Origin of the sequence: Corynebacterium dentalis, assembly GCF_900232865.1 — a bacterium.
GTDB classification, from domain to species: Bacteria; Actinomycetota; Actinomycetes; order Mycobacteriales; family Mycobacteriaceae; genus Corynebacterium; species Corynebacterium dentalis.
In genome coordinates, this window is sequence record NZ_OCTS01000001.1 from 320,112 (window position 1) to 345,228 (window position 25,117).

Here is a 25,117-nt window from a genome sequence, read left to right on the forward strand (position 1 = left end):
CCCCGGTGACTTTTCTCCCCCCGACTCGTTCCAGTATCAACCCAAAATTGAGTGTTTTCATAGATAATGTCCCCTATGTCTGCGTTTGAAGAAGTCCTGGATCAGCTCCGCGAAAACCAACCAAAAGCGAAGTACGGAATCGCTTTCGAGAAGCTGATGGTGAACTTCTTCCGCACCGCACCCACGTTGGCCAATCAGTTTGATGAAGTCTGCCGATGGAATGACTGGCGTTTTAACAACGGGAAGGTCGATACGGGAATCGACCTGGTCGCCCACCGCAAGGACGACGACACGTGGGTGGCCATCCAAGCCAAGTTCTACAAACAGACCACCAACATCCAGAAGAGCCATATCGACTCATTCTTCGAGGCCAGTGGACATTCGTTCCTCACGGAAAAAGGCCGCGAGCACTTCTCGCACCGCTTCATCATTTCCACCACGGATCGCTGGTCTAAAAACGCCGAGGCTGCACTGGAAAACCAGGTCATCGAGACCTCTCGCATCGGCATGGCAGACATTGCAAATGCACCTGTGAATTGGGATGTGGCTTTCCCCGGCTCCGAGATCCAGATCAAACTCTCCAAGAAGCAAGCATTCGCTCCACGCAAGCATCAGGTGGAAGCAATCAGCAAGGTTCTCGAAGGTTTTGAATCACATGACCGCGGCAAGCTGATCATGGCCTGCGGCACCGGAAAGACGTTTACCTCCTTGCGGTTGGCGGAGCAGTTCGCAGAAGCCAATGGAAACAAAGCCCGTGTGCTTTTTCTGGTCCCGTCCATCGCTTTACTCTCCCAGACTCTGCGGGAATGGACTGCCCAAGCCACGATGGAGCTGCGTAGCTTCGCCGTGTGTTCGGACAACAGGGCAGGCAAGGCCGCTGAGGATATCGCTCCGCACGACCTCGAGGTACCCGTCTCCACAAACGGAGAAATGATTGCCTCCACGTTCGCCAGCGGCAAACGCGCCCAAGGCCTGCACGTGGTGTTCTCTACCTACCAGTCTCTCCCTGCAGTACATGAAGCTCAAGAGAAAGGCCTAGAGCCTTTTGATCTGGTCATTTGCGATGAGGCCCATCGCACCACCGGTGTGACACTCGCCGGCGAGGATGCGTCCAACTTCGTCCGTGTGCACGATGCCGAGTACATTCAGGCGGGCAAGCGCCTGTACATGACGGCCACTCCCCGACTCTTTGACGATGCAGTCAAGGGCAAAGCCGCCGATCACTCCGCGGAGCTGGCTTCCATGGATGACGAGGGAATCTACGGCCCAGAGTTCCACCGTCTCGGCTTCGGCGAAGCGGTAGAAAAGGGTCTGCTGACGGACTACAAAGTTCTGGTCATGACAGTGGATGAGGACGTGGCCGCCGATGCAATGGCAGCGGCCCCTGGCCAGGAAGTCAATCTCACCACAGCATCGGCCATGATTGGCGCGTGGAATGCTCTGGCCAAACGCTCGGGCAAACTGCAAGGCCAGAAGGATGGCTTTGAGGTGAATGCAGCGCCGATGCGCCGGACGGTAGCGTTCGCCAAGGACATCAAGGCGTCGAAACAAATTGCCGATTCCTTCCCTTCCCTCGTTGCTGCGCACAAGGAGCAGCTCAACAGCCATGAAGATTTGGACGCTCAGAACGCGAACCTCGAGGTGATTGCGCAGCACGTCGACGGCACGATGAACGCCTTGGAGCGCTCCACCAAGATCTCCTGGTTGGAAGCGGACATGGCACAGGATGAATCACGTGTGCTGACGAATGCGCGTTGTCTTTCTGAAGGCGTGGATGTGCCGGGGCTGGACTCGGTGATTTTCTTCAATCCGCGTAACTCGATGGTTGACGTGGTGCAGTCGGTAGGCCGCGTGATGCGCAAGGCGGAGGGCAAGGATTACGGGTACATCATCCTGCCGGTTGCGGTGGCACCGGGAGCGAGCCCTTCGCAGGCACTGAACGACAACGTGCGCTTCAAGGTGGTGTGGCAGATCTTGAATGCGCTGCGTGCCCATGATGATCGGTTCAACGCCAAGGTCAATTCCATCGCCATGAATGAAGGCCGTGTGGATGAATTGCCTCTTGAGGTTGACCATGTAGAAAGCCAGAAGAGGAAGCTGGATAGCAGTGACGCGCGGACCAGCGAAGATGCTGGTTCAGACGAGAGTTTCGCCCAGCAGGTAGCACTGTTCTCCTTGGAGCAGTGGCAAGAAGCGATGTACACCAAGTTGGTGGACAAGGTGGGCAACAGGACGTATTGGGAGGATTGGGCCGACGATGTGGCCACGATCGCCCAGGCCCAGATCACCCGGATCAAGGCGCTACTCGACGGCGCTGATGCAAAACTTCGCCGTGAATTCGATCAGTTTGTGGAGGGCTTGCGCGGTAACCTGAATGACTCGATTACTGACGACGAAGCCATCAGTATGCTGTCCCAGCACCTGATCACAGCACCGGTTTTCGATGCACTGTTTAGCGAGTATGACTTCTCTGCTCACAACCCGGTGGCGCAGGTCATGCAGCGTATGGCCGATGTTCTGGAGAAGAACAAACTGCAGACCGAGACGGAATCTCTGGAAAAGTTCTATGCATCGGTGCGGGTGCGAGCCTCTGAGGTTTCCTCCGCTTCTGGCAAGCAGCAGGTGATCAAGGAGCTCTACGAACGCTTCTTCCAGAAAGCCTTCAAGAAGCAGGCCGAGGCTCTGGGCATTGTCTACACCCCGGTGGAAATCGTGGACTTCATCCTGCGCGCTGCCGATGATGTGTCCAAGATGCACTTCGGAAAGGGTTTGACTGATGAGGGGGTGTGCATCCTCGATCCATTCGCGGGCACTTCGACGTTCATGGTGCGATTGCTGCAGTCCGGACTAATTAAGCCGGAAGATATGGCACGGAAATATGCGAACGAACTCTTCGCTACCGAGATCATGCTGCTGGCCTATTACGTCTCTGCGGTGAATATCGAGACCACGTATAACGCGCTGAGGGCCGAAGAAGCTTTGCGTAACGGCGAGGCTGAGCCGGAGTACGTGGCGTTCAACAACATCGCGTTGGCGGATACGTTCCAGATCCATGAAGAGGGCGACATTCTGGATCTGGAAGTGTTCGCCAACAACAACGAGCGTATCCAGCGGCAAAAGACCGCGCCGATCAACGTGATCATCGGCAACCCGCCGTATTCCTCGGGACAGAACTCGGCCAACGACAACAACGCGAACTTGAAGTATCCAACACTGGATCAACGGATTGCGGAGACATACGCCGCAAAGTCCACTGCAGTGAACAAGAACTCACTGTACGACTCCTACCTGCGTGCTTTCCGCTGGGCCACAGATCGTATTGGGGACCAAGGAGTAGTTGTATTCGTATCAAATAACGGTTGGGTAGATGGAAACACTGGTGATGGTGTTCGACTATCTCTCATTGAAGAATTTTCAGATATCTATGTGCTCAACCTACGTGGAAATTCTCGTACCTCGGGCGATCTGGCAAAGAGAGAGGGTAGCAACCCATTTGATATCCGAGTCGGTGTGAGCATCTTGATTGGCGTAAAAGACCCGCAGGCCAATGAAACAATAATCCGTTACGCTGCAAGTCCGGACTATGCATCCAAAACTGAAAAACTAGATAAGGCCAAGACTGCCACAGTTAGCTCCATTGATTGGACACGTATCGAACCAAACGAATATGGGGATTGGCTAAGCAAGCGCAGTCCAGATTTCGCCACCTGGCCGGTAATCGGAACCAAGAGAGAAAGCCCAGAAATCTCGATTTTTCACAACTTCTCAGCGGGTCTAAAGACAGGGCGAGACTCCTGGGCATATGCACAAACGGAGCAACGGTTACTTGCAAACCTAGATTTGCTAGTCAAAACCTATAACCAGGCAAGGGAAGAATTCGCACTGTGGTCACGACCACTCGAAGTATCTAAGCCGCGCGAATCGGACTTCAACAACTTTCTACGCGAACACCCTGAATATTTGGATCCCACCAAGATTTCTTGGAACCGAACTCTAAAGAACCTCGCATGCAAGCAAAAACAGATATCCATGCGAGCAGAAAGGATTTTTGAGTCTCAGTACCGCCCATTCACAAGCCAGTACGTCTACTTCCATGCTCACCTAAACGATATGACCTACCGTCTCCCATCGATGTTCCCCACTCCACGGCACCTGAACGTGGGCTTCTATGCCCTAGGTATTGGCGCTACAGCTAATTTCAGCTTGCTATCGACCACTCTCCTACCAGATGTTCAAATGATTGGGGCAGGTCAAAATGGCCAATATTACGCACGCTTCACTTGGGAGGAAGTCGAAACTTCAGATGACAGTCTGTTTGGGGAAGGTGGAGTTAGTGTCTGGGGAACAGACGGCGAAGCATCAATCTACGGTGTCATCGGCGAGGTAGTCGAGGGCTACCGTCGAGTAGACAACATCACCAAAGAGATCAAGATCCTCTACAGAGATGCGTTGGGGTCAGATATCACAGGTGACGATATTTTCCATTTCGTATACGGCAAACTGCATGATCCGAATTATCGCATAACTTACGCAGCAGATTTGAAAAAAATGCTCGCCCATATCGAAACGCCACCTACTCGAACTGAGTTCGATGAGTTTGCAATCGCTGGTCGCAAGCTCTTGAATCTCCATGTCAATTATGAAGATGTCGAGCCATGGCCACTGACGCTCGACGTGACGGGCCAGGAGGACGACCGCGAGACGTGGCGCGTCACAAAGATGGCGTGGGCAAAGAAGAAGGACCCGGAGACTGGAAAGAACGTCAACGATGTGACGCGATTGAAATACAACAAGCGGGTCACGATTAGTGATATCCCGGCGGAGGCCGATGAGTACATGTTGGGCTCCCGATCTGCGCTGGCGTGGATCATTGACCGTTACCAAGTTAAAACAGATAAGGCATCGGGCATCGTCAATGATCCGAACGATTGGGCAGACGAAGTGGGCAACCCTCGGTATATCGCCGATTTGATCGGAAAAGTCACTCGAGTAGCTGTAGAGACTGTGCGAATCGTAGATGGCCTGAACAACGACGCGGAAAACAACGACTAGGAGCCGACCATGGGTTTTGATTCGAAAATGCACCAATTAATGGTTCTGCTTAAGCATGCAGAAAGCGGAAAGATTCAGCTCCCCGACTTTCAGCGCGGCTATAAGTGGGAAGACGAAAGAGTTCGTCAGCTCCTGACGACAATTCTCCGAGGACACCCGCTGGGAATCCTCATGCGCCTGGAAACAGGCAATGAGTCCATTCGATTCAAGCCTCGTCCTATTGCTGGCACTGAAGACACAGCTACGAGCGAACCAGATTACTTGCTTCTTGATGGACAGCAACGCCTAACCAGCTTGACTCAGGCACTAACTGGAGATGGTGTGGTTCACACTAAGGATTCACGCGGAAAGCTGCTCGTTCGCAGGTACTTTGTGAAAGTTGCCGATCTTCTCGGCGAGGACCAATTTACCGATGAGTCGGTTATTTCCGTCCCCGAAGACGGAACAATCCGGACAAATTTCAATCGCGAAATCGTTTTAGATTTGCGAACCAATGAAGCTCAGATCGAAGCTGGGTATTTCCCATGCAACCTGCTTTTCAACACCATCGATGCCATCGGATGGTTTGGCGGACATTCTTGCCCTAACATACTGCAGGACTTCACGGCTAAGGTCATCCAGCCGCTACAGAGCTACCAGATTCCAGCCATCGATCTCGATCGCCGTACCGACAAAGCAGCCGTGGCAACGGTATTCGAAAAGGTCAACGTTGGCGGACTCCCGCTCAACGTCTTTGAACTGCTCACCGCTGTTTTCGCGGGCGACAAGAGCTTCTACGACCAGAATGGTAAAGACTTCCGGCTCAACGATGACTGGCTAGCAATCAAACAGTCTTGGCATGGTCATGATGCTTTGGGCAAGGTGGAAAACACAGACTTCCTGCAAGCAATCACCCTCCTCGCGACGTTTGAGCGAAGCAAGCAAGCCATCGAGGGAAGAAAGCTCGGTGTTTCTGCCAAGCGTGAAGACATCCTGCAACTAGATCTAGAGAACTATCTTCGATGGCGCGAGCCCCTAACCCAAGCCTTCATCTGGTCAGCGAACTTCTTGGCTGACGATCACATTTTCAAGGCTAAAGATGTCCCTTATCCAAAGCAGTTAGTCCCTCTCGCTGCGCTCCGAGTCGTTCTGGGAGAGAAGGCTGACCACTATTCAGTCAAGAATCGGATTCGCCAATGGTACTGGGCTGGTGTTCTGGGAGAGCTTTACGGTTCTGCCATTGAGACTCGTTTTGTCCGCGACCTCGAAGCAGTTCCGGCCTGGGCAATGCAAGAAGAAGACGCAGGCACTCCACGAACTATTCAAGACGCAAGTTTCATCGAGTCTCGGCTCCACTCCATCAGAACCAGAAACTCAGCTGCATACAAGGGCATCGCGGCGCTCATTATGGGACATAACTCGAAGGATTGGATCGAAAATAAAGCCTTCGGCTCGTTCCACAATCGGGATATGAACGTGGATATCCACCACATCTTCCCCAAGAAGTGGTGTGAACTGAATAGCATTGACTATGAACGCCAAGAGTCGATCATCAACAAGACGACGCTCAGCGCTCGGACCAATCGGGTAATCGGCGGACACGCTCCATCCAAATACTTGAACAAGGTGTCACAAGAATCCGGTCTCTCCGACCCTGCAATCGATGAGGTGCTATCCAACCACTTAATCAATCCCGAACTTCTACGCGCCAACAAATTCGATGAGTTCTTCGAGGCTCGTAGGAATCAACTCTGTGAACTAATCGGTGAAGCAATGGGCAAGGACGTGCAGCGAGATGTAAGCCAAGGTAAACATTTGGAGGATTCTTCTCAGTTCGATCCAGAGGCGCTCGATGACCTCACACCGGAGGATGCACAGGAATAGGCCGAACAGCAGTGCGCAGCCACCTGAGAAGGCTTGAGGTGGACTCAGAGTATTGCGTCGAAAACGACCAACACCTCCACCTCACCGGCCTACACTCTAATGAACGGCTCAGCACCACCACCCCACCCACGCTGAGCCACAGTTCACACTAAGGAGACGACCGTGAAGGACTCACTCACCACCGGCATCGAGCACACCATGACCTACGTGGTTCCGGGGAATCGGACGGTGCCGAATCTACTGCCCGAGGCGTCGGACTTCACCGCCATGCCCGAGGTGCTTGCGACTGGGTACATGGTTGGCATCATCGAGTGGGCCTGCATGGAAGCCATCCGTGATCACCTCGACGAGGGCGAAATCTCGCTGGGAACGCACGTGAACTTCTCCCACCAAGCGCCCACCATGCCCGGCGACACCGTCACCATTGAGGTGAAGGTCATCGCCGTAGAAAAGCGGGCAGTGACTTTTGAGATCAGCGCTCGGGATTCGTACAACACGATCAGCGTCGGCACGCATCAGCGTGGCGTAATCGGCAAGGAGAAGTTCGAATCTCGGTTGCCGACGGTGAGTTAGCCTCTTAAAGCTCCAGCTCATCGAGCAGCGCATCAAACGCGCTGGCCACGTCGGTCCGCCACAGTACGTCCACGCGAGCATCCGCCCGGCCCGGTCCCCCGTTGATCACCACCACGGGCTTACCGGCTCGCTGAGCGTCCAGCACAAACTTGAAGCCGCTCATCACCGCCAGCGAGGATCCGGCGACGAGGAGGAAGGAGCTGGCGTCGAGAAGTGAAACGGCCTGGTGCCTGCGCGCGGAAGGCACCGACTCACCGAAATACACCACGTCCGGCTTCAACAACGGCGACCCGCAACGCGCGCAGCCCGGCATCACGAACCGGGCGACAACAGACTCGGGCAGGGTGACGTCGCCGTCCGGATTGACCGTGGAATCGTCGACGAGGATGGAATCGATGTAACCGGGGTTGGCGGCCTCGAGTCGGCGGTCGAGTTCGCGTCGGTCTTCCTTGTAGCCGCAGGTCAGGCAGGCTACGGTCGCAAGGTCGCCATGCAGGTCGACGACACGTCTGGCACCCGCACTCGTGTGCAGACCGTCTACGTTTTGGGTGACAACGCCGGTGATGAGCCCAGCGCGCTCTAGCTCTACGAGAGCGAAGTGCGTGCGATTCGGATCCGCCTCGCGCATGGTGCGCCAGCCGACGAAACTACGCGCCCAATAGCGATGAGAAGCCGCAGGATCGTGGCGAAACTCCTGATAGGTCATGGGGCGATGACGCTTGAGCGAACCGTGGGGGCCGCGGTAATCAGGGATGCCGGAATCGGTGGACACGCCCGCGCCGGTGAGGACGAGGGCGGGACCCTGGCGGAACAGTTCGGCAGTGCGCTTGAGGGCATGAGCAGGTGGGGTGGGCTCGGCGGTTTCCGCAACGACGCGCTCGATGGAGCGGATGGCCGCACGGTGAGTCATCTCCACGGCTTTGGTGAAGCGAGGATTGCGGGTGCTGTGGGCGTTCGGCATCAGAGTCCATTGTGCATTATGGAGGTAGAAACTACTTTCCACACACCATGCCGATTCGTCTTAAGAACGGGCGAACGATACTGGGACGATCAAGTTGCAGCCCTCACCTCATCACGGCACAACTTAACCGGAGTTAACGCTGCCAAGCGCGGTGCTGGGTAAGCAGCTCCAGCACCGGGCTGGCGGCATCCTCAGGCGAGGACACGGACACAATGCCAGGCTGATCGACGTTCACCTGAGCCTTACCCATGGCGCTTGCCGCCTCGTTACCAACCACGATGATCGCCTTTTTGTGCCGATCAAACTCGCGGAGCATAGTGTCCACCTGCGGATCGTCCGGAGGACTGATCAGGACTACCGCATCAAATTCAGTGGAACGAGCCGTGAAATAGGTTCTGGAGACTGAAACCTCGGAACCATCAATAGGCAATGTACCGCCCTGAGTGGAGACGAGCATGGGTACCACCCCGGCATCAAAGAGTTCATTAAGTAGCTCGCCCGCTCCTTCCAACTGCTGACCAGGCTGCACAAGGATAGCCACTTGGCGGCCATCGACGGGCCAAGTCTTACCAAGCTGAGACAACGCTGGGGAGGGTTCTACATCCGCCACGCTCTGAGGTTCGGGATGAGGCAGCCCAAGATTATCGGCAACGGCCTCAGCCAACCCTTGATCCACGTGAGCCAGAACTTCAAGGTACCGCACCTTGATGGCCTCCTCGTAGCATTTACCGAGTTCGAAGGAAAACGCGTCGATGAGGTGCCGCTTCTCCACATCGGTGAGGGAGATATAGAACATCCGAGGCTGAGAGAAGTGATCCTCGAAGGACACGGGATTGGCCCGCGTGATGGCACCAGACACCGGTTGAGGAACGTCGATGAGAGCACCCTCGGAAACTGTCGCTTCCGTAGGATTCCCCGCGTCCAGACTGTTTGGCTTATAAGGGGCCATACCTACGTGAGCGCCCTGCTGGTACATACCGTCACGGTGGTTATCATTGACCGGCGCGTGAGGACGGTTGATAGGCAGCTGGCTGAAGTTTGGACCGCCCAAGCGGCTGATCTGGGTGTCGAGGTAAGAGAAAAGGCGTGCCTGCAAAAGGGGATCGCTCGTGACGTCAATACCGGGGACCAGATGGCCGGGGTGGAAAGCGATCTGCTCCGTCTCTTCAAAAAAGTTCCCTGGATTTTTGTTCAACTCCAAGGTGCCGATGATCTCCACAGGAGCTAACTCCTCGGGGACGATTTTTGTCGGATCGAGCAGGTCAATTCCCTCAAACATTTGATCCTCGGTATCAGGGAAAACCTGAACACCCATATCCCATTGTGGAAAAGCACCAGCCTCGATGGCATCTGCCAGGTCACGGCGATGGAAGTCCGGATCAATGCCACCGGTGATTTGCGCTTCCTCCCACACTTGCGAGTGAACGCCAAGCCGTGGCTTGAAGTGGAACTTCACCAAGGTGGTTTCTCCCGCATCATTGATCATTCGGAAAGTGTGGACTCCGAAACCCTCCATGGTGCGGTAGGAGCGGGTGATTCCACGGTCTGACATATTCCAGAAGGTGTGGTGGGTTGCCTCCGTATGCAAACCTACGAAATCCCAGAAGGTATCGTGAGCGCTCTGTGCCTGGGGAATCTCCCGATCAGGATGTGGCTTGGCCGCGTGAACAACATCCGGAAACTTAATTCCATCCTGAATGAAAAACACAGGGATATTGTTACCCACAAAATCCCACGTGCCCTCGTCGGTGTAGAACTTCACGCCCCATCCGCGCGTATCGCGGACGGTGTCAGCGGAACCACGGGAACCGAGAACGGTAGAAAAGCGTACAAAAACAGGGGTTTCCTTCCCTTCTGCAAAAACCCCAGCCTTCGAGATCTTGGAGGCTTTACCGTTGGAAACGAAAGTTCCGTGTGCACCTGTGCCACGGGCGTGAACCACGCGCTCGGGAATGCGCTCATGATCGAAGTGGGTGATTTTTTCGCGGAAGTGATGGTCTTGCATGAGGAGCGGGCCACGTTCACCCGCTTTCAAGGAGTGGCTGGTCTCACTGAGCCTGCCACCTTGGGCTGTGGTCAGATACTCGCCCTGTTGAGCTCGTGGGTCCACGTCGCCAGACCCGAAGTGAAACGGGCAACCCGTAGGCGAGTACGGGTGAGGAGAGGCTTGGGCTTCTGGTTGCTGCGGTGGAGTAGTGGGATTGGTGGGCTGCTCTACCTGCGGGGTGTAAGCCCCGGGCGTACCGGGTGCTTTATCGCCTTGGGGTGAAGCAGCAGGTTGAGAACTCGAATTCTGAGCCATTTCATTAATCCTAGAGGTTGCGGTGAGGGTGGGTAGTGACCATGGTAGCCATGAAAAACATTCAGCAGATGTAAATGCGCCCCTGACCGCCCTCCGGAGCGCGCATATACAGTCTGAAATATCTTACCTGTATACGCCGTTCAAGCGCCCCACGATGGAAAGGTCTCCATTGGGGCCGAAGCAACTTTTAGCGCCCGCAGCTATGTACAGACCGTCTACGATGTGAGCGACTACGCCCGTGATGAAGCCCCGTGTGGTAAGTCAACTCCACGTCTGCGGTGTAGGTGAGATTGTTTTCACTCGCGGTGTTCGGCATCGGAGTCCATTGTGCATGATGGAGGTATGAATTCTTCTGCTTATACTGCGCCGGTTCGCCTCGAAGGTGAGCGAGTAACGCTGGAGCCATTGACCGTTGAGCATCACGACGAGTTGGTGGAGGCGGTGAAAGATGGCGAGTTGTGGAAGCTGTGGTTTACGCGGGTGCCGTCGCCAGAGCAGATGGGCGAAGAGATTGCCACGCGGCTGCGCCGACTAGATGAGGGAACGATGATCCCACTGGTTCTGCGCTCGGCATCTACTGGGCAGGTACTTGGGATGACGACGTATTACGACCCGGACGTTGCGAACCGAAACATTGAGATTGGCTACACGTGGATGCGTGCGTCGGTGCAAGGCTCGGGTGTGAATGCGGAAGCCAAGTTGCTCATGCTGCGGCATGCTTTCGAGGTGATTGGATGCGAGCGAGTGGAGCTACGCGCGCATCACATGAATCAGCCTTCACGGCGAGCGATCGAGCGGCTGGGGGCTCATTTGGATGGAGCGCTCAGGCGTCACACGCTGCTGCCGAATGGAACGTGGCGCGATACCTGCGTGTACTCGATCCTGAAGTACGAGTGGCCAACGGTGGAGACGGGGCTATTGGCGCGGTTGGGGTAAATGCCGGTCAACGACCTGAATAGCATTCCGTTCCAGCTGATTCTCGAAGCAGAGGAAGATCTTGAGGAAACCCAATGAATTCACCCACTAAAGCGATTGGGTGTTTCATTCTGGGATTCGTCGGAGGGTTCGCGTTCCAATGGCTTACTCAAGGAACTTTTGACTCCATTTTCACGGGGCTTTTCGGTTCAGCAATTTCGTTCTTCTTGATCAACGCTGGCATCCCTTTGGTTGCCCTTGGAGCTTTCCTGCTCGTTCGGTGCAAAGGGCAACTCGTCAGTTGGGGCGCTGCGGGGACCGTACTTGGTATCTTTATGTTTCAGTTCATTGTGTTCTACCTGATGTGGTCATTCGCTAGCGCTAGTAACTCGTCGAGTAAAACAAGGAGCGAGAGAACTCTATAGTCCGAGACTCGCTTCATCCCCCTCGGTCAAGCTATTGATACTTCTTCGCGACCTCTCGAAATCCCACCAAAAATTGTGCCCCCAGTCGGACTCGAACCGACACTGAATGGATTTTAAGTCCACTGCCTCTGCCAATTGGGCTATAGGGGCGTTGATCCTACGTCACCGTTTGCAGCAACCACCATGTGCAACCGCAGTCACCGAAACAAGCAGGCCAGCTACCAGAAACTAGCCGTTCCGGCGCACGACCTCCGCCAGGATCCCGTCTAGAATATCCTTTTCGCTCACGGTGATGAACTTCAGCCCCTGCTCTAGGAACAGCGTGGTGAAAACGTCCACCACAATCGCGCCGCCACCAATCACGTCAGCGCGCCCGGGGTGCATTGGCCCCAGTTCCATCCGCTGCTCAGTCGTGCGAGCAAGCAGCTCACGGGCGGTAGCGCGGAAATCCTCCAGCGAATGCTCGGACATGTGATTGCGCTCAGGATCGTACTCGGTCAGCCCAAGAGTCAGAGAGCTCATCGTCGTCATCGTGCCGGCCACACCCACCACGCGATCCACCGCAGACAGATCCACGGCCTCCTGCACATCGCCCATCATCTGCTGCACAAACGCCTCAGCCTCGGCCACCTCCGAAGCAGCAGGTGGCTGAGTGTGCAGGTAGCGCTCCGTCAGCCGCACGCAGCCCATATTCGCGGAATAGGACTCGTTCACAGAGCCAGAGGCCGTGCGCACCACAAACTCCGTGGAGCCGCCGCCCAAGTCGATCACGCATACGCGCTCCTCGTCCCCCAGCGCGCCCAGATCAGTCACCGCCCCGTTGAAGGACAGCTCCGCTTCTCGCTCGCCGGTAATCACCTCGGCACTCAATCCAGAGCGGATGCGCCCGAGGTGGCGCTTCGAAATCTCAAAGAACTCCTCCCGGTTCGCCGCATCCCTAGTCGCGGACGTCGCGCCCATCATCACGTCCTGCACGCTGTACTCAACCATGCGGTCGGCGTACGTCGAAAGCGCCGCATCCACACGCTCCAGCGCCTCGTCGGCGAAGCGGCCGGTGGCGTCCACTCCCTGTCCCAAGCGCACGATGATGTTGTCCCGATTCAGCTCATTGAGGCTGCCATCAGGCAAAACCTCAGCAATCAGCAAGCGAATCGAATTGGTGCCGCAATCAATCGCGGCGAAGCGTGGCGCAGTGGTCATCGATTATTCCTCCGTGCTGGCTTTCTCCATGGACGTTCCCAAGCTTTCCGACGCCGGCCAGTCGGCAGGCAAAGCCGTGCCCACCAGCTTGGGGTTATTCTCCGCAGCAAGTGCCACAGCTTCCGTGCCCAACCGCACGCGATCAGGGCCTTCGGCCAGCGCATAGGCAATCAAGACGTGCAGGCACTTCACCCGGTCCGGCATGCCACCGCCAGAGAAATCCGTGCCCAAGTCCTCCATCGCATTGCGTTCGGCAAGGAAGTGCTCATGCGCTGCCTGGTAATCGGCAGCCAACTCCGCATCTTCCACCAGGCGAGCCTGCATCGTCTTCATCACGCCGGCGACTTCCAAGCGGGAAGCCTCAGCGGTCAGGCGAGGATCAGTCAAGTAGTACAGCGTGGGAAACGGCGTGCCGTCGTCCAAGCGGGGCAGCGTCTTAACCACTGCGGGCTTTCCATCCGGCGTGCGGTAGGACACCTCCACCGCTCCGCGGGGACGGCGGCCCAGCTGGGTTTCCATGGTGTTGAGATCGGCTTCAGAAACCGCCACGCGGTTCTCCTTAAAAAATTTCGGGGACTGCTGGCAGGCTATTGGCCAGCAGGAGGTTCTTCCACGGTCGGCAGATCGTTGTTCTGCGCTGGATCGTCCTCAGGCGCTGCAAGTTCCGGTACGGAGATGGAATGCCATAGCTGCTGGTACCACTCGCCGCGCTGCGGCACGTCTTCGTCGGCACCCGGGGTGGATTCCGGCGCGGTGGCGTTGATCTCCGGGCTGATGATGCGGAATGCGGACTCGCCCTTTTCGATCAGCCCCAGGCGCGTGCGGGCCTGCTCGCGGATGTAATCCTCGTTGTTGTAGCGATTGAGCTCGTCCGTGAGCCGCTCTTTTTCCTGCTGCTGTTGCGCAATCTGCGCGTTGAGCTCCGCCAGCTCCGCACGCTGCTCAAAGTAGTTGCGCAGCGGCGAGGCGATGGACACAGCCAAGAAAATGACCAGCAACAACGCTGCGATCAGCACCGCAGGGCTGACCTGGCTGGGAAGTTGGATGAAGCTGCGAGCAATGCGCTTCGGAGCGGCCTGCGCACGCTCGCGCAAACGTTCCTGGCGCTCGACACTGCGAGCGCGAGGAATGCCTCCGCGGGTTGGTGCGCTATCGGTCTCAGTCATACTCCCTCACACCATACTCGCCGGTGCGCGCAAGCCCAGCTTTTAGGCCTTGAAGCGTGGGAACGCGTCGCGACCTGCGTACTCCGCAGCATCGCCCAGGATCTGCTCGATGCGCAGCAGCTGGTTGTACTTCGCCACGCGCTCGGAACGAGCAGGTGCACCGGTCTTGATCTGGCCACAGTTCAGGGCCACCGCGAGGTCGGCGATGGTGACGTCCTCGGTCTCGCCGGAGCGGTGGGACATCATGGTGCGGTAACCGTTGCGGTGTGCCAGCTCCACGGCGTCGAACGTCTCGGTGAGGGTGCCGATCTGGTTCACCTTCACCAACAGGGCGTTGGCGGCCTTCTTCTCGATGCCCTCGCGGAGGCGCTGTGGGTTGGTGACGAAGAAGTCGTCGCCCACGATCTGCACCTTGTCGCCAATTGCGGCGGTGAGGTTGGTGTAGCCCTCCCAATCGTCTTCCTGCAGTGGGTCTTCGATGGAGACGATGGGGTACTCATCAATGAGGTCGCCGTAGACCTTGGCCATCTCTTCGGCGGTGTGCTCGCCGCCTTCGAAGTGGTACTTGCCGTCCTTGTAGAACTCGGAGGATGCAACGTCCAGCGCCAGTGCCACGTCGGTGCCCAGCTCGTAGCCGGCAGCCTTGACTGCCTCCACGATCAGGTCCAGTGCAGCCTTGGTGGAGTCCACGGACGGTGCGAAGCCGCCCTCGTCGCCGAGGCCGGTAGACAGTCCCTTGTCTTTGATGACCTTCTTCAGGGAGTGGTAGACCTCGGTGCCCACGCGCAGTGCTTCGTGGAAGGTCTCTGCGCCGATTGGGGCAATCATGAATTCCTGCACGTCCACGCCGGAATCTGCGTGTGCGCCACCGTTGAGGATGTTCATCATTGGCACAGGAAGGACGTGACCGTTCGGGCCGCCAACGTAGCGGAACAGTGGCAGGCCTGCGGATTCAGCGGCGGCGTGAGCCACGGCCATGGAGACACCCAGGATGGCGTTGGCGCCCAGGCGGGACTTGTTATCGGTGCCGTCCAGAGCGATCATCGCGTTGTCGATCAGGCGCTGGTCGTCAGCTTCGAGGCCCACGAGCTCGTCGTCGATCTCGTCGAGGATGTTGGCGACAGCCTCCTGCACGCCCTTGCCTAGGTAGCGATCATCTTCGTCGCGCAGTTCGTGTGCTTCGTGCACGCCGGTGGATGCGCCGGAGGGAACGGCTGCGCGGCCGATGGAGCCGTCGTCCAAGCCGACCTCAACCTCGACGGTGGGGTTACCACGGGAATCGAGAATTTCGCGGGCGATGATCTGCATAATTTCGGCCATGTGTGAAGCCTCCTCAGGCTCGTGACGTTGTTGGGCACAGCAAAACTGCGCCGTGCGGTCTGCCCCTATTGTTCCATTAAATCTTTGTTGGATGCGCCGAGTTTGCCCCCGTTGCGGGGTCTCTTTTTCTTTCCGACGCCAACCCTCCCCTAATTCAACCCGTCTCTCCAGTCCCATTTTTCTCAATAATCACTTGCGTAACGCTGAGAAAGCTTTGAGATTCACTGAGTCCTCTAGCTTCCCTCCCCCAACTTCCCCGAACCTCGAAAGGCCCTGACATGACTTCCAGCTCCACCTTCTCCCGCGTGGCTAAGCGCGCTTCTGCCGTGGCTGCGGCCGCCCTCCTCGCGACCGGCGTGGCAGCCCCTGCCGCTCAGGCGCAGGACCTCGGCACGCTGCTGCAGGGCCGGGGCACGGCCAACAACCTGAGCGATCAGGCGCTGGCCGGCACCCGGCGCTAATCTCCCTTAACCGCTAAACCCCTTCCGGCGGCTGATTGAGCCCGTAGTTGGCCGCCGCATCGCGCACCTTTAGGACGTACTCGTCGCTCAAGTTGTAGGAGCGGATCGCGCGCGTCCATCCTTCCGGCGTTCCCATGTCGCGCTCGTAGTCGCACAGCAGGCGCACGGCAGATGCGGCCGCGTCGTCGATATTCTGCGGTGACGATTGTCCGTCGCCGTTGGCGTCCACGCCGTAGCGCTGCCAGGATTCCGGAATGAACTGCAGCGGCCCCATGGCGCGGTCAAACTCGCTATCGCCATCCATCTCACCGTTGTCCGTGTCCTCCACGGTGGCGAACTGGCCGCCATTGAGCTGCGGGCCGAGGATCGGCGGAACGGCATAGCCGTTGTCGTCGAGCTTGGAGACACCGTACTTCACACCGTCATAGGTGCCGTGCACGGTCTCTACGTAACCCAGCCCGGCCAGCGTGTTCCACGTGATTCCGCACTCGGGACGCGATTCCCGGGCGATGACCTCGGCGTTGCCGTAGGCGATCAGCGCTTGGACGGGAATGCCCGTGGCCTCGGAAATTGGGGTGGCCCAGTCCATCAGCTGCAGGGCGGTACGCCCAGCGGTGTGGATGTTGATTGACGGCGCAGGTTCGGCCGCCGCTGGGGGCACGTCGTCCGGCACCTGGATGCGATCCTCGTTGGAGTCATTGACCGCGGCCATGCCGGAAATAATGAAGCCCACCATCGCGATAACCAGCAACAACGCGGCGATTACCGCGAAAACTCCGCAGCCGCTGAGCAGGCCAGCGCGCGGGCGCTCACCAACTGGCTTTGCTGGAGGCTGCGCCCGATGGCGCGAGGGCTGGCGCTTTGGCGCAGGCAGATCGCTCACTTTCTTGCGCGGCGATTGCCGATGAGTACCACGCTCAGGCATTGCCTACCTCCCTGCACAGCACCGCACCCAGCGACCCAACCGGCAATTGCACATGCTCTCCCTTCATTGCGGAATCAGCGTGCTCCGCAGATACGTCCACAAACAGCAGATCCGCAAGCTCCGGATACGGCCTCGGCAATACCTCGACGGTGGCTCCCAGGAGCAGTCCGCGGGTGGTCAGATAGCGCAGCAAGGCGGGATCGCGATCGCTGATGCGGTCGATGATGAAATGGTCGCCGAGCTTGGCGTCGGCCAAAGTAAAAACTTCGGGAACGGTGACCATGCCACGCGCATCTGGAATCGGGTCCCCGTGCGGATCGCGGGTCGGGGTGTGCTCCACGAGACCTTTGGCGGCCAGGCGCTTGATGGCCTCGGACGTGGTGGAGGTGCGCTGGCCGAGACGCTCCGCGATGCGCCCGAGGGTCGCGGAGCCGTCGCCCCATTCCTGCAGGTCAAAAATGGCCTTCAGGTGATCCTGAGACTTATCGGGCAATTCTGTGACGTGCATGCGTGAAAGTGTACGGGACAACATCATCAACGCGCTGGCCCGTCTACAGCAGGAGTTCACAGCGACATTCCTTAGCAACGGCGAGCACTACAAGCAACCGCTCGAGGAGGTAGATCGCCAGCTCAACGAGGGCCTGTCCTCCCTGTCGAAGAACAAGCGCACGCTCGTGACCTGCGAGGGAGCCTTTTCCTACCTGACCCGTGAGGCGCACATGCCTGCTGAGCTATTACCTGGATATCTCCAGTGGCGGCACGATCGTCAGTGTGCAGTCCGCGATCTTCGCTGCTGCGTTCCTATTTACCCCGCGGGAGGGGCTGGTCACGCGCTGGTTTATCCGCGCTGGGGCTTGAGCGAGGCGCGGAAGTTCGCTACCGCATCGCTCAGGCGGCGGTCGGCCTCGCCGGGCTTATCCATCTCCAAGCCGACCATTGGGTAGCGCACGTCCATGGGGATGTCCGCATCCTTGTAGCCCAGCTCGCGGGCTTCCACGATGACCAGCTCCGCATCCTCCAACACCGAGGCGCCGCGAGGTGTCGCTGGAGTGCTGGCGGTTGCGGGTTGCGCTGGGGCTGCGGGTGCTGCGGCTGGGCTGGCGGCAGCTTCGTGGGAATCTCGCGCGGCTTGGTCCTTGAGGCCAACCAGCTTGCTGTAGTCCTCGCCGAGGTTCTTCTTACGCTCGGCGCGCTCGGATTCCTTGCCCTCTGCCCACAGGCGGTCTTGCTCGTTCTTCGGCACCTGTCGCTCCACGGATTCGAACAGGTAGGGCGCCCGCGAACGCAGCTTCGCCACAAAAGCACCAGCCACGTGTCCGATATCGAAAGCGCCCCGGCGGTTCGCAATCTCCGCGTGGAACAGAACCTGCAGCAGTACGTCCGAAAGCTCCTTGCACAGCTCTTGCTCCAGCCACTGCGGCGTCTCTTCTGCATCACCCATGGCCTGGACGATCTGCGCCAGTTCTTCGGTTTCTTCGCGCAGGTACGGCAGCAAGGACTGGTGGGTCATCTCCTGCTCCCACTCCCCTTGGCGCAGCGCCCGGGCCATCAGCGCCACGGCGTCTTCGATTTCGTCCATGACGGAGGCGGGTACTTCGGTGCGTGTGGTTCGACGCAAACCTGCCACCGCAACGGTGTGCTCATCAGTACCAACGATTTCCCCGTCAACCACTTGGCCACCGGAGTGCTCGACCTTTTCTCCGGGCTTGCCGAACTTGCCCTTGATGGCGCTTTCACTGGGCATGCCGGGCTGTGCGGACTCCGCAGACGCAGGAGACGAGGTGCCTTCCAGCTGGCGCTGTGGTTCCATCTCCACCATCAAAGAAGGTGCTGTGATCAGGTCGGATCCGGAGTCCAGGAGCTTTTGCACATCGGGGTTGGTGATATCCGTGGTGACGAGCACGTCGGACGAGTCGACGGTGTGGCCGCCCAGATCAGCGATGATCCAACGGACGCGCACGGGCACTTCCTCGGTGTAGGAAACGTCGCTGGAAAGCAGCGCGACGGCATCAACCGGGATCATTGCGGGGAAACGGGGATCGAGCAAAACCACAGACATGGTTAATTATCCTACCTGCCTCTTTAACGCACTACTTCAGGTTGACCCCTCATATCGCGTTCTGGGAGTCCCGCGATGGATGTCAGGGCGTCGGCACACCACTGCACCATGTCCTCATCTCGCAGGGGCACGGCCCGCATTCCGGAGCCTTCCTTCGGCGCAGGAATCAGCACAACCTTGGTGGTCGCGCGGTAATTCGCGGCGGGGAATAGACGCTTCAGACGCACCTGTCCCGAGTCCGGCAGCTCGATAGGGCTGAAGCTGATCTTGGTGCCAGCTTGGACCACTTCTCCCACGTGCAGATCGCGGCACAGCATGCGCAGACGGGACACAGTTGCCAAGCGGGTGACCTCCACGGGCGGCTCGCCGTAGCGGTCGCGGAGCTCCTCGAGCACCTTGAGTACGTCGTCTTCGGTCTGCACTTCCGCGAACTTTCGGTAGGCCTCCAAACGCAGGCGTTCGGAAGCCACGTACTCCGGCGGGATGTGCGCATCCACAGGCAGGTCCACGCGGATTTCCTTTTTCTCCTCTTCGCGCCCGTCCACGGGTTGGCCATCGGCCATCGCACGGAAGGCTTCCACTGCTTCTCCCACGAGGCGAACGTAGAGATCGAAGCCCACTCCAGAGATGTGCCCGGACTGTTCGCCGCCCAGCACGTTGCCGGCGCCGCGCATCTCTAGGTCCTTCATTGCCACGGCCATGCCCGCGCCCAGGTCATTGTTCGCAGCGATGGTGCTCAGGCGGTCGTAGGACGTTTCTGTGAGCACCTCCCCCTTGGGGTACAGGAAGTATGCGTAGCCACGGTCGCGGGAACGTCCCACTCGGCCACGCAGCTGGTGCAGCTGCGACAGACCCATGTGGTGGGCGTTTTCCACTATCAGCGTGTTCGCATTAGAGATATCCAGCCCGGTTTCCACGATCGTCGTACACACCAGCACGTCGAATTCTCGGTCCCAGAATCCCTTGACCGTGGTCTCCAGCTGCTCCTCGGACATCTGACCGTGCGCCACCACTACGCGCGCCTCGGGCACGGACTCACGGATTTCCATGGCCGTCTTCTCAATGTCGCGCACGCGGTTGTGCACGTAAAACACCTGGCCGTCGCGCAGCAGCTCGCGCCTAATCGCTGCTGCCACGTGCTTCTTTTCCTGCGGCCCCACGTAGGTCAGCACGGGGTGACGATCCTCTGGCGGGGTGAGAATCGTCGACATCTCGCGGATACCCGCCATCGACATCTCCAGCGTGCGCGGGATCGGTGTGGCGGACATGGTGAGCACGTCAACGTGCGTGCGCAGCGCCTTGATGTGTTCCTTGTGTTCGACGCCAAAGCGTTGTTCTTCGTCCACCACGATCAACCCGAGATCTTTCCACTGCACACCGGTTTGCAGCAGCCGGTGGGTGCCCACCACGATGTCGACCGTGCCATCGGCCATGCCCTTGAGCACTTCCTTGGATTCCTTTGCGCTGGTGAAGCGGGACAGCTCGCGGATGGTCGTGGGGAAATCCTGCATGCGCTCACGGAAGGTCGCCAGGTGCTGCTGGGCCAGCAGCGTGGTGGGTACCAAGATGGCCACCTGCTTTCCGGACTGCACGGCCTTGAAAGCTGCACGCACAGCCACCTCTGTCTTGCCGTAGCCCACGTCGCCGATGATCACGCGGTCCATCGGCACGGCCTTTTCCATGTCCGTCTTCACAGCCTCGATGGCAGAGAACTGATCCTCGGTTTCCGTGAATGGGAAGGCCTCTTCCATCTCTCGTTGCCATGGGCTATCCGGGGCGAATGCGAAACCCGGTGCGGCTTGGCGCTTGGCGTAGAGCTCCACCAACTCTGCGGCGATCTCACGAACCGCACCGCGGGCTTTGCGCTTGGCGTTTTTCCAGTCCGCACCACCCATTTTGGACAGCGAGGGCTTTTCTCCACCGACATAGCGGCTGAGCATGTCCAGCTGATCCATCGGCACAAACAGCTGATCGTTCGGCCCGCCGCGCTTGGACGGAGCGTATTCCAGCACGAGGTACTCCCGGCGCGAGGCATCCGCGCCGCGTCCGATGGTGCGCTCGGTCATCTTGATGAAACGGCCAATGCCGTGGGAATCGTGGACCACCAAATCCCCTGGCTCCAAGGCCAAAGGATCCACTCGATTGCGCTTCTTGGCGGGCTTGCGTTTACCCGTCGCCGCCGCGTCCACGCGGTTACCCGTCAGGTCCGTCTCAGTGAGGAACAGCAGTGGTTCAAGCTTGGCATCTCCGGCAAACGGGAACTCGATGCCCGCAAAGGCCGTGGCGTGATAGATGCTGACGGTTGCAGCAGGCGGCTCATCCGTGGTGGAGAGCTTGGACGGCTTGATGCGTCCCAGCCCGCGCTGTCCCTGCAGATCCACGCCGATCGCTTCGGCGTGGATACCCGCTTCCTGCATGCGACGAAGCATGCGGCCGGCAACTGCTGGCGTCGGGGCGGCAAAGGCCACCCGACCACCAGCCTCAACGCGCCGACGAATGTCCGTCATCAGGGTGCCGATGGCGTCCAGATCGCCGTGCGGGGCGGGAGCAGCTTTATAAGAAAGCTCGAGCACGTCGGCGGAGAAGCCTGCGTCGGCATCAGACATTCCCATCGGCGATAGCGTCCACCACGGACGGTCGCCTTGAGAGGTGCGCACGTCATCGACCTCGAGGTAGGCCACGCCCTGCATCGGCGCGGTGCCACCCATGGCAGCCGTGTCCCAGCCCGCTTCCATGAACTGCTGCCCGGTCTCAATGAGGTCCTGGGCGCGACGGTAGACGGTGGCAGGGGCCGTGATCAGCGTGTGAGCATTGTTCGGCATGAGTTCGGGCAGCGTCACCATGGTGCCCCCGTGGAGCAGGGGGATCAGCGATTCCATGCCGGGCGCGGCGATCTTCTGGCTGATCTTGTCCAGCAGGTCTGCGAGTTCCGGGTTTCCTGCCCGCTCGACGACAAGCTCGCTGGCCTTTTTCGCTACCTCATCTGTCAGCAGCAACTCTCGGCAGGGGAAGACTTCCACCGCGCGCTCGATCTGGCCAGGGATGGTGCGCTGGTCACCGACGGAGAACGCGCGGACTTCGCTGATCTCGTCTCCCCAGAACTCCACACGCACGGGGAACTCTTCGGTGGCGGGGAAAATATCGACGATGCCACCACGCACCGCAAAGTGCCCGCGCTTTCCCACCACGTCGACGTGGGAGTAGCCAAGCAGAACGAGGCGTTCCTGCAACTTCTCAAAGTCCAGTTCTTCGCCCTCGATAAGGCGGACAGGCTCAATCTTGCCGAGCCGATCCTGGATGGGGTGAACCAGCGAACGAGCAGGGGCGACGACAACTCGCAGCGGCGGCTGCGTGGGGCTCGATTCCTGCGGTTGTTGAAGCAGCTGGAGCCGCCGCAACACCCGCATACGCTGGGACACCGTCTCCACGCCCGGCGAGAGCCGCTCGTGCGGAAGCGTCTCCCATGCTGGGAACACTTCTACGACATCGCCCAACATGTGCCTAAGCACGGCAGCGACGTCCTGTGCCTGACGACCGGAGGCCGTGACCATCAACACCGGCGCGTGCTGCGCCATCGTTCCCGCGACGAATGGCCACACGCCTTCTAGAGCCTGCATGTGCAGGCTCTTTTCTCCAATGTGCGTGACTACTCCCCGCAGCTTGGAATCCCGCGCGGCCGCGCGCAGAACCCCCGCCAAGCTGGGCTGTGACGAGGACAAGGATGCGGAAGTTGGTGCACTGGAGCTCATGGGTACTTAGTGTAACGAGCCGCGAGACAACGTCTCCGGACAGCGGTGGTTGCTCGCAATGTCTGCACGAATCGGCTCGCCCAGTGGCCGGGTTTCAATCTGCGAACCCGCCTGATGTATTCTGTGCTCTGCGCGTCTACAGCGCGCGTTCTCCCATGGTGTAATCGGCAACACTACGGTTTTTGGTACCGTCATTCTAGGTTCGAGTCCTGGTGGGAGAGCTTTTTTATGGCTTGGTTGCCATGGTTTTTCCGTCGCGCTTTCTTCTAATGGGGACGAAGAAGTAGACGACATCTTTGGCGAGAATGGTGATCCTCAAAGAAGTTGCCTGCTCCCCCAACGCTTTCCATCGTCGATGATGCGAAAATCGCCATGCCTGACCAGAAAAATTCGGGGATGGGCAGTATTCGAGGTTCCTTCATCATTTCTCCCTAAACGACGATGCTTCACATTCGATACTATGAACAAGCACAATATGCGCACGCTGCGATTAGTTGAGCAGTAAATTCGGTGAGAGCACGCTACTCTGATCGCTCTTCAGACAATCCAGCCCGCCCACCCGTTAAAGTGGACGCATTGCATAAGCCTCAACCACGCAGTGCACCCTGACTGTCGACCACCAAAGGACCTGCCCCATCGTGACTAACTCCCCCGTAGCTGTCGTTGTTCTCGCCGCTGGCGCTGGTACGCGCATGAGGTCGAAGACGCAGAAGACCTTGCACGCCATTGGCGGCCGTACTCTTCTTTCGCACTCACTTCACGCCGCCGCTGGCATCAACCCAGAACGCATCGTCGCGGTAGTCGGGCACGGACGCGAGCAGGTCGGCCCTGCAGTGGACGCCGTGGCAAGCGAGCTGGATCGCACCATCGACAAGGCAGTTCAGGAAGAGCAAAACGGCACCGGTCACGCAGTGCAGTGTGCGCTCCCCGCACTGGAGGGCTTCGAGGGAACCGTCATCGTCACCAACGCTGACGTTCCCCTCCTGCAGGCAGAGACCCTGGCCAACCTGCACACTGCCCACACCGAAGTCCCCACTGCGGTGACGGTTCTATCCGTCAACCAGGACAATCCCAAGGGCTACGGTCGCATCATCCGCACCGACGACGGCGAAGTCACGGGCATCGTCGAGGAGAAGGATGCCACCGAAGGTCAGCGCCTCATCACCGAGGTCAACTCCGGTGTTTTCGCCTTCAACGCCGGTCACCTGCGCTCCGCACTGAGCCAGCTAAACACGGACAATGCGCAAGGCGAGCTCTACCTCACCGATGTACTGGGCATTGCCCGCGGCGAAGGCCACCCGGTGCGCGCCTACACCGCTTCCGATGCCGGCGAGCTGGCTGGCGTTAATGACCGCGTCCAGCTCGCAGAAGCGGGAACCGTACTCAACCAGCGCAGCCTCGAAGTCGCTATGCGCGGCGGCGCCACGATCATAGATCCCCGCACCACGATGATCGATTCCGAAGTGGAAATCGGCCAGGACGTCACGATCCTGCCAGGAGTACAGCTCAAGGGAAAGACGCGGATTGGCGACGGCGCTGTCGTCGGACCAGATAGCACGCTGGAAAATGTCACCGTGGGCGAAGGTGCCACCGTCATCCGCACCCACGGCATAGATTCCAGCATCGGGAAAAATGCCAACGTCGGCCCATTCACCTACCTTCGCCCCGGCACACAGCTAGCCGAAGACGGCAAGCTCGGCGGCTTCGTGGAGACCAAGAACGCCAGCATCGGCCGCGGCTCCAAGGTTCCCCACCTGACCTACGTGGGCGATGCCACCATTGGCGAAGGCTCCAACATCGGCGCCTCTTCCGTGTTCGTCAATTACGACGGCGTGACCAAGCACCACACCACAATCGGCTCCCACGTCCGCACGGGTTCAGACACGATGTTCATCGCGCCGGTCACCGTTGGCGATGGTGCGTACTCGGGTGCGGGCACGGTGATTAAGGACAACGTCGCCCCCGGCGCACTCGCGATTCGCGAAGGTCACCAGCGAAACATCGAAGGCTGGGTAGAGCGCAAGCGCCCCGGAACCGCTGCCGCCGAGGCTGCAGCAGAGGCCAACCGCAGGGTCGCGGACGGTGGTTCGCCCGCCTCCTCGGGAGAGATCGAACAATAGGCATTTGTTCCACGATTCCAACGCCA

At 58.8% G+C, this 25,117-nt stretch carries 17 protein-coding genes, 1 tRNA gene and 1 pseudogene; 8 read left to right on the plus strand and 11 right to left on the minus strand.

Annotated elements, in window-relative coordinates:
• Positions 1-75: 75 nt before the first annotated feature.
• The 3 genes from CS919_RS01430 (at position 76) to CS919_RS01440 (ending at position 7,488) form a co-directional block, all read left to right on the plus strand.
• Positions 76-5,052, plus strand: a complete 4,977-nt coding sequence (locus tag CS919_RS01430; protein ID WP_099297517.1) for a DEAD/DEAH box helicase — start codon at positions 76-78, stop codon at positions 5,050-5,052.
• Positions 5,053-5,061: 9 nt separating this feature from the next.
• Positions 5,062-6,915, plus strand: coding sequence for a GmrSD restriction endonuclease domain-containing protein (locus tag CS919_RS01435; protein WP_099297519.1), 1,854 nt, complete (start codon positions 5,062-5,064; stop codon positions 6,913-6,915).
• 162 nt (positions 6,916-7,077) lie between these two features.
• The gene (locus CS919_RS01440; RefSeq protein ID WP_099297521.1) at positions 7,078-7,488 is read left to right on the plus strand and encodes a thioesterase family protein; all 411 of its coding nucleotides are present in this window, start codon (positions 7,078-7,080) and stop codon (positions 7,486-7,488) included.
• 4 nt (positions 7,489-7,492) lie between these two features.
• On the opposite strand, the gene CS919_RS01445 is transcribed toward CS919_RS01440, so the two are convergent.
• Together CS919_RS01445 and CS919_RS01450 are read right to left on the minus strand one after the other, a co-directional pair.
• The gene (locus CS919_RS01445; RefSeq protein ID WP_099297523.1) at positions 7,493-8,449 is read right to left on the minus strand and encodes a Sir2 family NAD-dependent protein deacetylase; all 957 of its coding nucleotides are present in this window, start codon (positions 8,447-8,449) and stop codon (positions 7,493-7,495) included.
• Between the two features lie 133 nt (positions 8,450-8,582).
• Positions 8,583-10,751, minus strand: a complete 2,169-nt coding sequence (locus CS919_RS01450) for a catalase (protein WP_099297525.1) — start codon at positions 10,749-10,751, stop codon at positions 8,583-8,585.
• Positions 10,752-11,093: 342 nt separating this feature from the next.
• Here CS919_RS01450 and CS919_RS01455 point away from each other — a divergent pair, with 342 nt between their 5' ends.
• On the plus strand, positions 11,094-11,687 hold the full coding sequence (locus tag CS919_RS01455; protein ID WP_099297527.1) for a GNAT family N-acetyltransferase: 594 nt from the start codon (positions 11,094-11,096) through the stop codon (positions 11,685-11,687).
• Between the two features lie 480 nt (positions 11,688-12,167).
• On the opposite strand, the gene CS919_RS01465 is transcribed toward CS919_RS01455, so the two are convergent.
• The 5 genes from CS919_RS01465 to eno all read right to left on the minus strand — a co-directional run bounded on the left by CS919_RS01465 (position 12,168) and on the right by eno (position 15,777).
• Positions 12,168-12,241 (minus strand) — tRNA-Leu (locus CS919_RS01465).
• A 78-nt stretch (positions 12,242-12,319) separates the two neighbouring features.
• On the minus strand, positions 12,320-13,291 hold the full coding sequence (locus tag CS919_RS01470; RefSeq protein ID WP_099297531.1) for a Ppx/GppA phosphatase family protein: 972 nt from the start codon (positions 13,289-13,291) through the stop codon (positions 12,320-12,322).
• Between the two features lie 3 nt (positions 13,292-13,294).
• Positions 13,295-13,840, minus strand: a complete 546-nt coding sequence (locus tag CS919_RS01475) for a DUF501 domain-containing protein (RefSeq protein ID WP_200818316.1) — start codon at positions 13,838-13,840, stop codon at positions 13,295-13,297.
• Between the two features lie 38 nt (positions 13,841-13,878).
• Positions 13,879-14,457 carry an FtsB family cell division protein gene (locus tag CS919_RS01480; protein ID WP_099297533.1) on the minus strand — a complete coding sequence of 193 codons (579 nt, stop codon included), beginning with the start codon at positions 14,455-14,457 and terminating at the stop codon, positions 13,879-13,881.
• Positions 14,458-14,499: 42 nt separating this feature from the next.
• A complete protein-coding gene (eno, locus tag CS919_RS01485) occupies positions 14,500-15,777 on the minus strand; it encodes a phosphopyruvate hydratase (RefSeq protein ID WP_099297535.1) in 1,278 nt (425 codons plus the stop codon).
• A gap of 278 nt (positions 15,778-16,055) precedes the next feature.
• Between eno and CS919_RS01490 the strand changes: the two genes are divergently transcribed.
• Positions 16,056-16,238: a hypothetical protein gene (locus CS919_RS01490; RefSeq protein WP_099297537.1), complete on the plus strand. Its 183-nt coding sequence runs from the start codon at positions 16,056-16,058 to the stop codon at positions 16,236-16,238.
• Positions 16,239-16,251: 13 nt separating this feature from the next.
• Here the strand turns inward: CS919_RS01490 and CS919_RS01495 are convergent, their stop codons facing one another.
• Both CS919_RS01495 and CS919_RS01500 read right to left on the minus strand, forming a co-directional pair.
• Complete coding sequence (locus tag CS919_RS01495; protein ID WP_200818317.1) at positions 16,252-17,163, minus strand: lytic transglycosylase domain-containing protein; 912 nt, start codon at positions 17,161-17,163, stop codon at positions 16,252-16,254.
• Positions 17,156-17,671 carry a metal-dependent transcriptional regulator gene (locus tag CS919_RS01500; RefSeq protein ID WP_200818318.1) on the minus strand — a complete coding sequence of 172 codons (516 nt, stop codon included), beginning with the start codon at positions 17,669-17,671 and terminating at the stop codon, positions 17,156-17,158. Before CS919_RS01500 ends, CS919_RS01495 begins: the two co-directional genes overlap by 8 nt.
• On the opposite strand from CS919_RS01500, the pseudogene CS919_RS11010 reads away from it, so the two are divergent.
• A pseudogene (locus CS919_RS11010) lies at positions 17,670-17,840 on the plus strand (hypothetical protein); the annotation flags it as partial. The gene CS919_RS01500 and the pseudogene CS919_RS11010 overlap by 2 nt on opposite strands.
• Positions 17,841-17,871: 31 nt before the next feature.
• Positions 17,872-18,021: a hypothetical protein gene (locus CS919_RS10805; protein WP_234990713.1), complete on the plus strand. Its 150-nt coding sequence runs from the start codon at positions 17,872-17,874 to the stop codon at positions 18,019-18,021.
• On the opposite strand, the gene CS919_RS01510 is transcribed toward CS919_RS10805, so the two are convergent.
• Together CS919_RS01510 and mfd are read right to left on the minus strand one after the other, a co-directional pair.
• Entirely contained in the window at positions 18,002-19,222 is a 1,221-nt protein-coding gene (locus CS919_RS01510; RefSeq protein WP_099297541.1) for a MazG nucleotide pyrophosphohydrolase domain-containing protein, read from the minus strand. The genes CS919_RS10805 and CS919_RS01510 overlap by 20 nt on opposite strands.
• Before the next feature lie 23 nt (positions 19,223-19,245).
• Positions 19,246-22,971: a transcription-repair coupling factor gene (mfd, locus tag CS919_RS01515; protein ID WP_099297543.1), complete on the minus strand. Its 3,726-nt coding sequence runs from the start codon at positions 22,969-22,971 to the stop codon at positions 19,246-19,248.
• 638 nt (positions 22,972-23,609) lie between these two features.
• On the opposite strand from mfd, the gene glmU reads away from it, so the two are divergent.
• Positions 23,610-25,091, plus strand: coding sequence for a bifunctional UDP-N-acetylglucosamine diphosphorylase/glucosamine-1-phosphate N-acetyltransferase GlmU (gene glmU, locus CS919_RS01525; protein WP_099297545.1), 1,482 nt, complete (start codon positions 23,610-23,612; stop codon positions 25,089-25,091).
• The last annotated feature ends 26 nt before the right edge of the window (positions 25,092-25,117 follow it).

Bases quoted from the DNA above. Each gene is read 5' to 3' on its own strand.
- CS919_RS01490 (WP_099297537.1), top strand. From the start codon at position 16,056: ATGACTTCCAGCTCCACCTTCTCCCGCGTGGCTAAGCGCGCTTCTGCC.
- CS919_RS01500 (WP_200818318.1), bottom strand. From the start codon at position 17,671: ATGCACGTCACAGAATTGCCCGATAAGTCTCAGGATCACCTGAAGGCC.
- CS919_RS01510 (WP_099297541.1), bottom strand. From the start codon at position 19,222: ATGTCTGTGGTTTTGCTCGATCCCCGTTTCCCCGCAATGATCCCGGTT.
- eno (WP_099297535.1), bottom strand. From the start codon at position 15,777: ATGGCCGAAATTATGCAGATCATCGCCCGCGAAATTCTCGATTCCCGT.
- CS919_RS01470 (WP_099297531.1), bottom strand. From the start codon at position 13,291: ATGACCACTGCGCCACGCTTCGCCGCGATTGATTGCGGCACCAATTCG.
- CS919_RS01435 (WP_099297519.1), top strand. From the start codon at position 5,062: ATGGGTTTTGATTCGAAAATGCACCAATTAATGGTTCTGCTTAAGCAT.
- CS919_RS01445 (WP_099297523.1), bottom strand. From the start codon at position 8,449: ATGCCGAACGCCCACAGCACCCGCAATCCTCGCTTCACCAAAGCCGTG.
- mfd (WP_099297543.1), bottom strand. From the start codon at position 22,971: ATGAGCTCCAGTGCACCAACTTCCGCATCCTTGTCCTCGTCACAGCCC.
- CS919_RS01455 (WP_099297527.1), top strand. From the start codon at position 11,094: ATGAATTCTTCTGCTTATACTGCGCCGGTTCGCCTCGAAGGTGAGCGA.
- CS919_RS01430 (WP_099297517.1), top strand. From the start codon at position 76: ATGTCTGCGTTTGAAGAAGTCCTGGATCAGCTCCGCGAAAACCAACCA.
- CS919_RS01495 (WP_200818317.1), bottom strand. From the start codon at position 17,163: ATGCCTGAGCGTGGTACTCATCGGCAATCGCCGCGCAAGAAAGTGAGC.
- CS919_RS01450 (WP_099297525.1), bottom strand. From the start codon at position 10,751: ATGGCTCAGAATTCGAGTTCTCAACCTGCTGCTTCACCCCAAGGCGAT.
- CS919_RS01480 (WP_099297533.1), bottom strand. From the start codon at position 14,457: ATGACTGAGACCGATAGCGCACCAACCCGCGGAGGCATTCCTCGCGCT.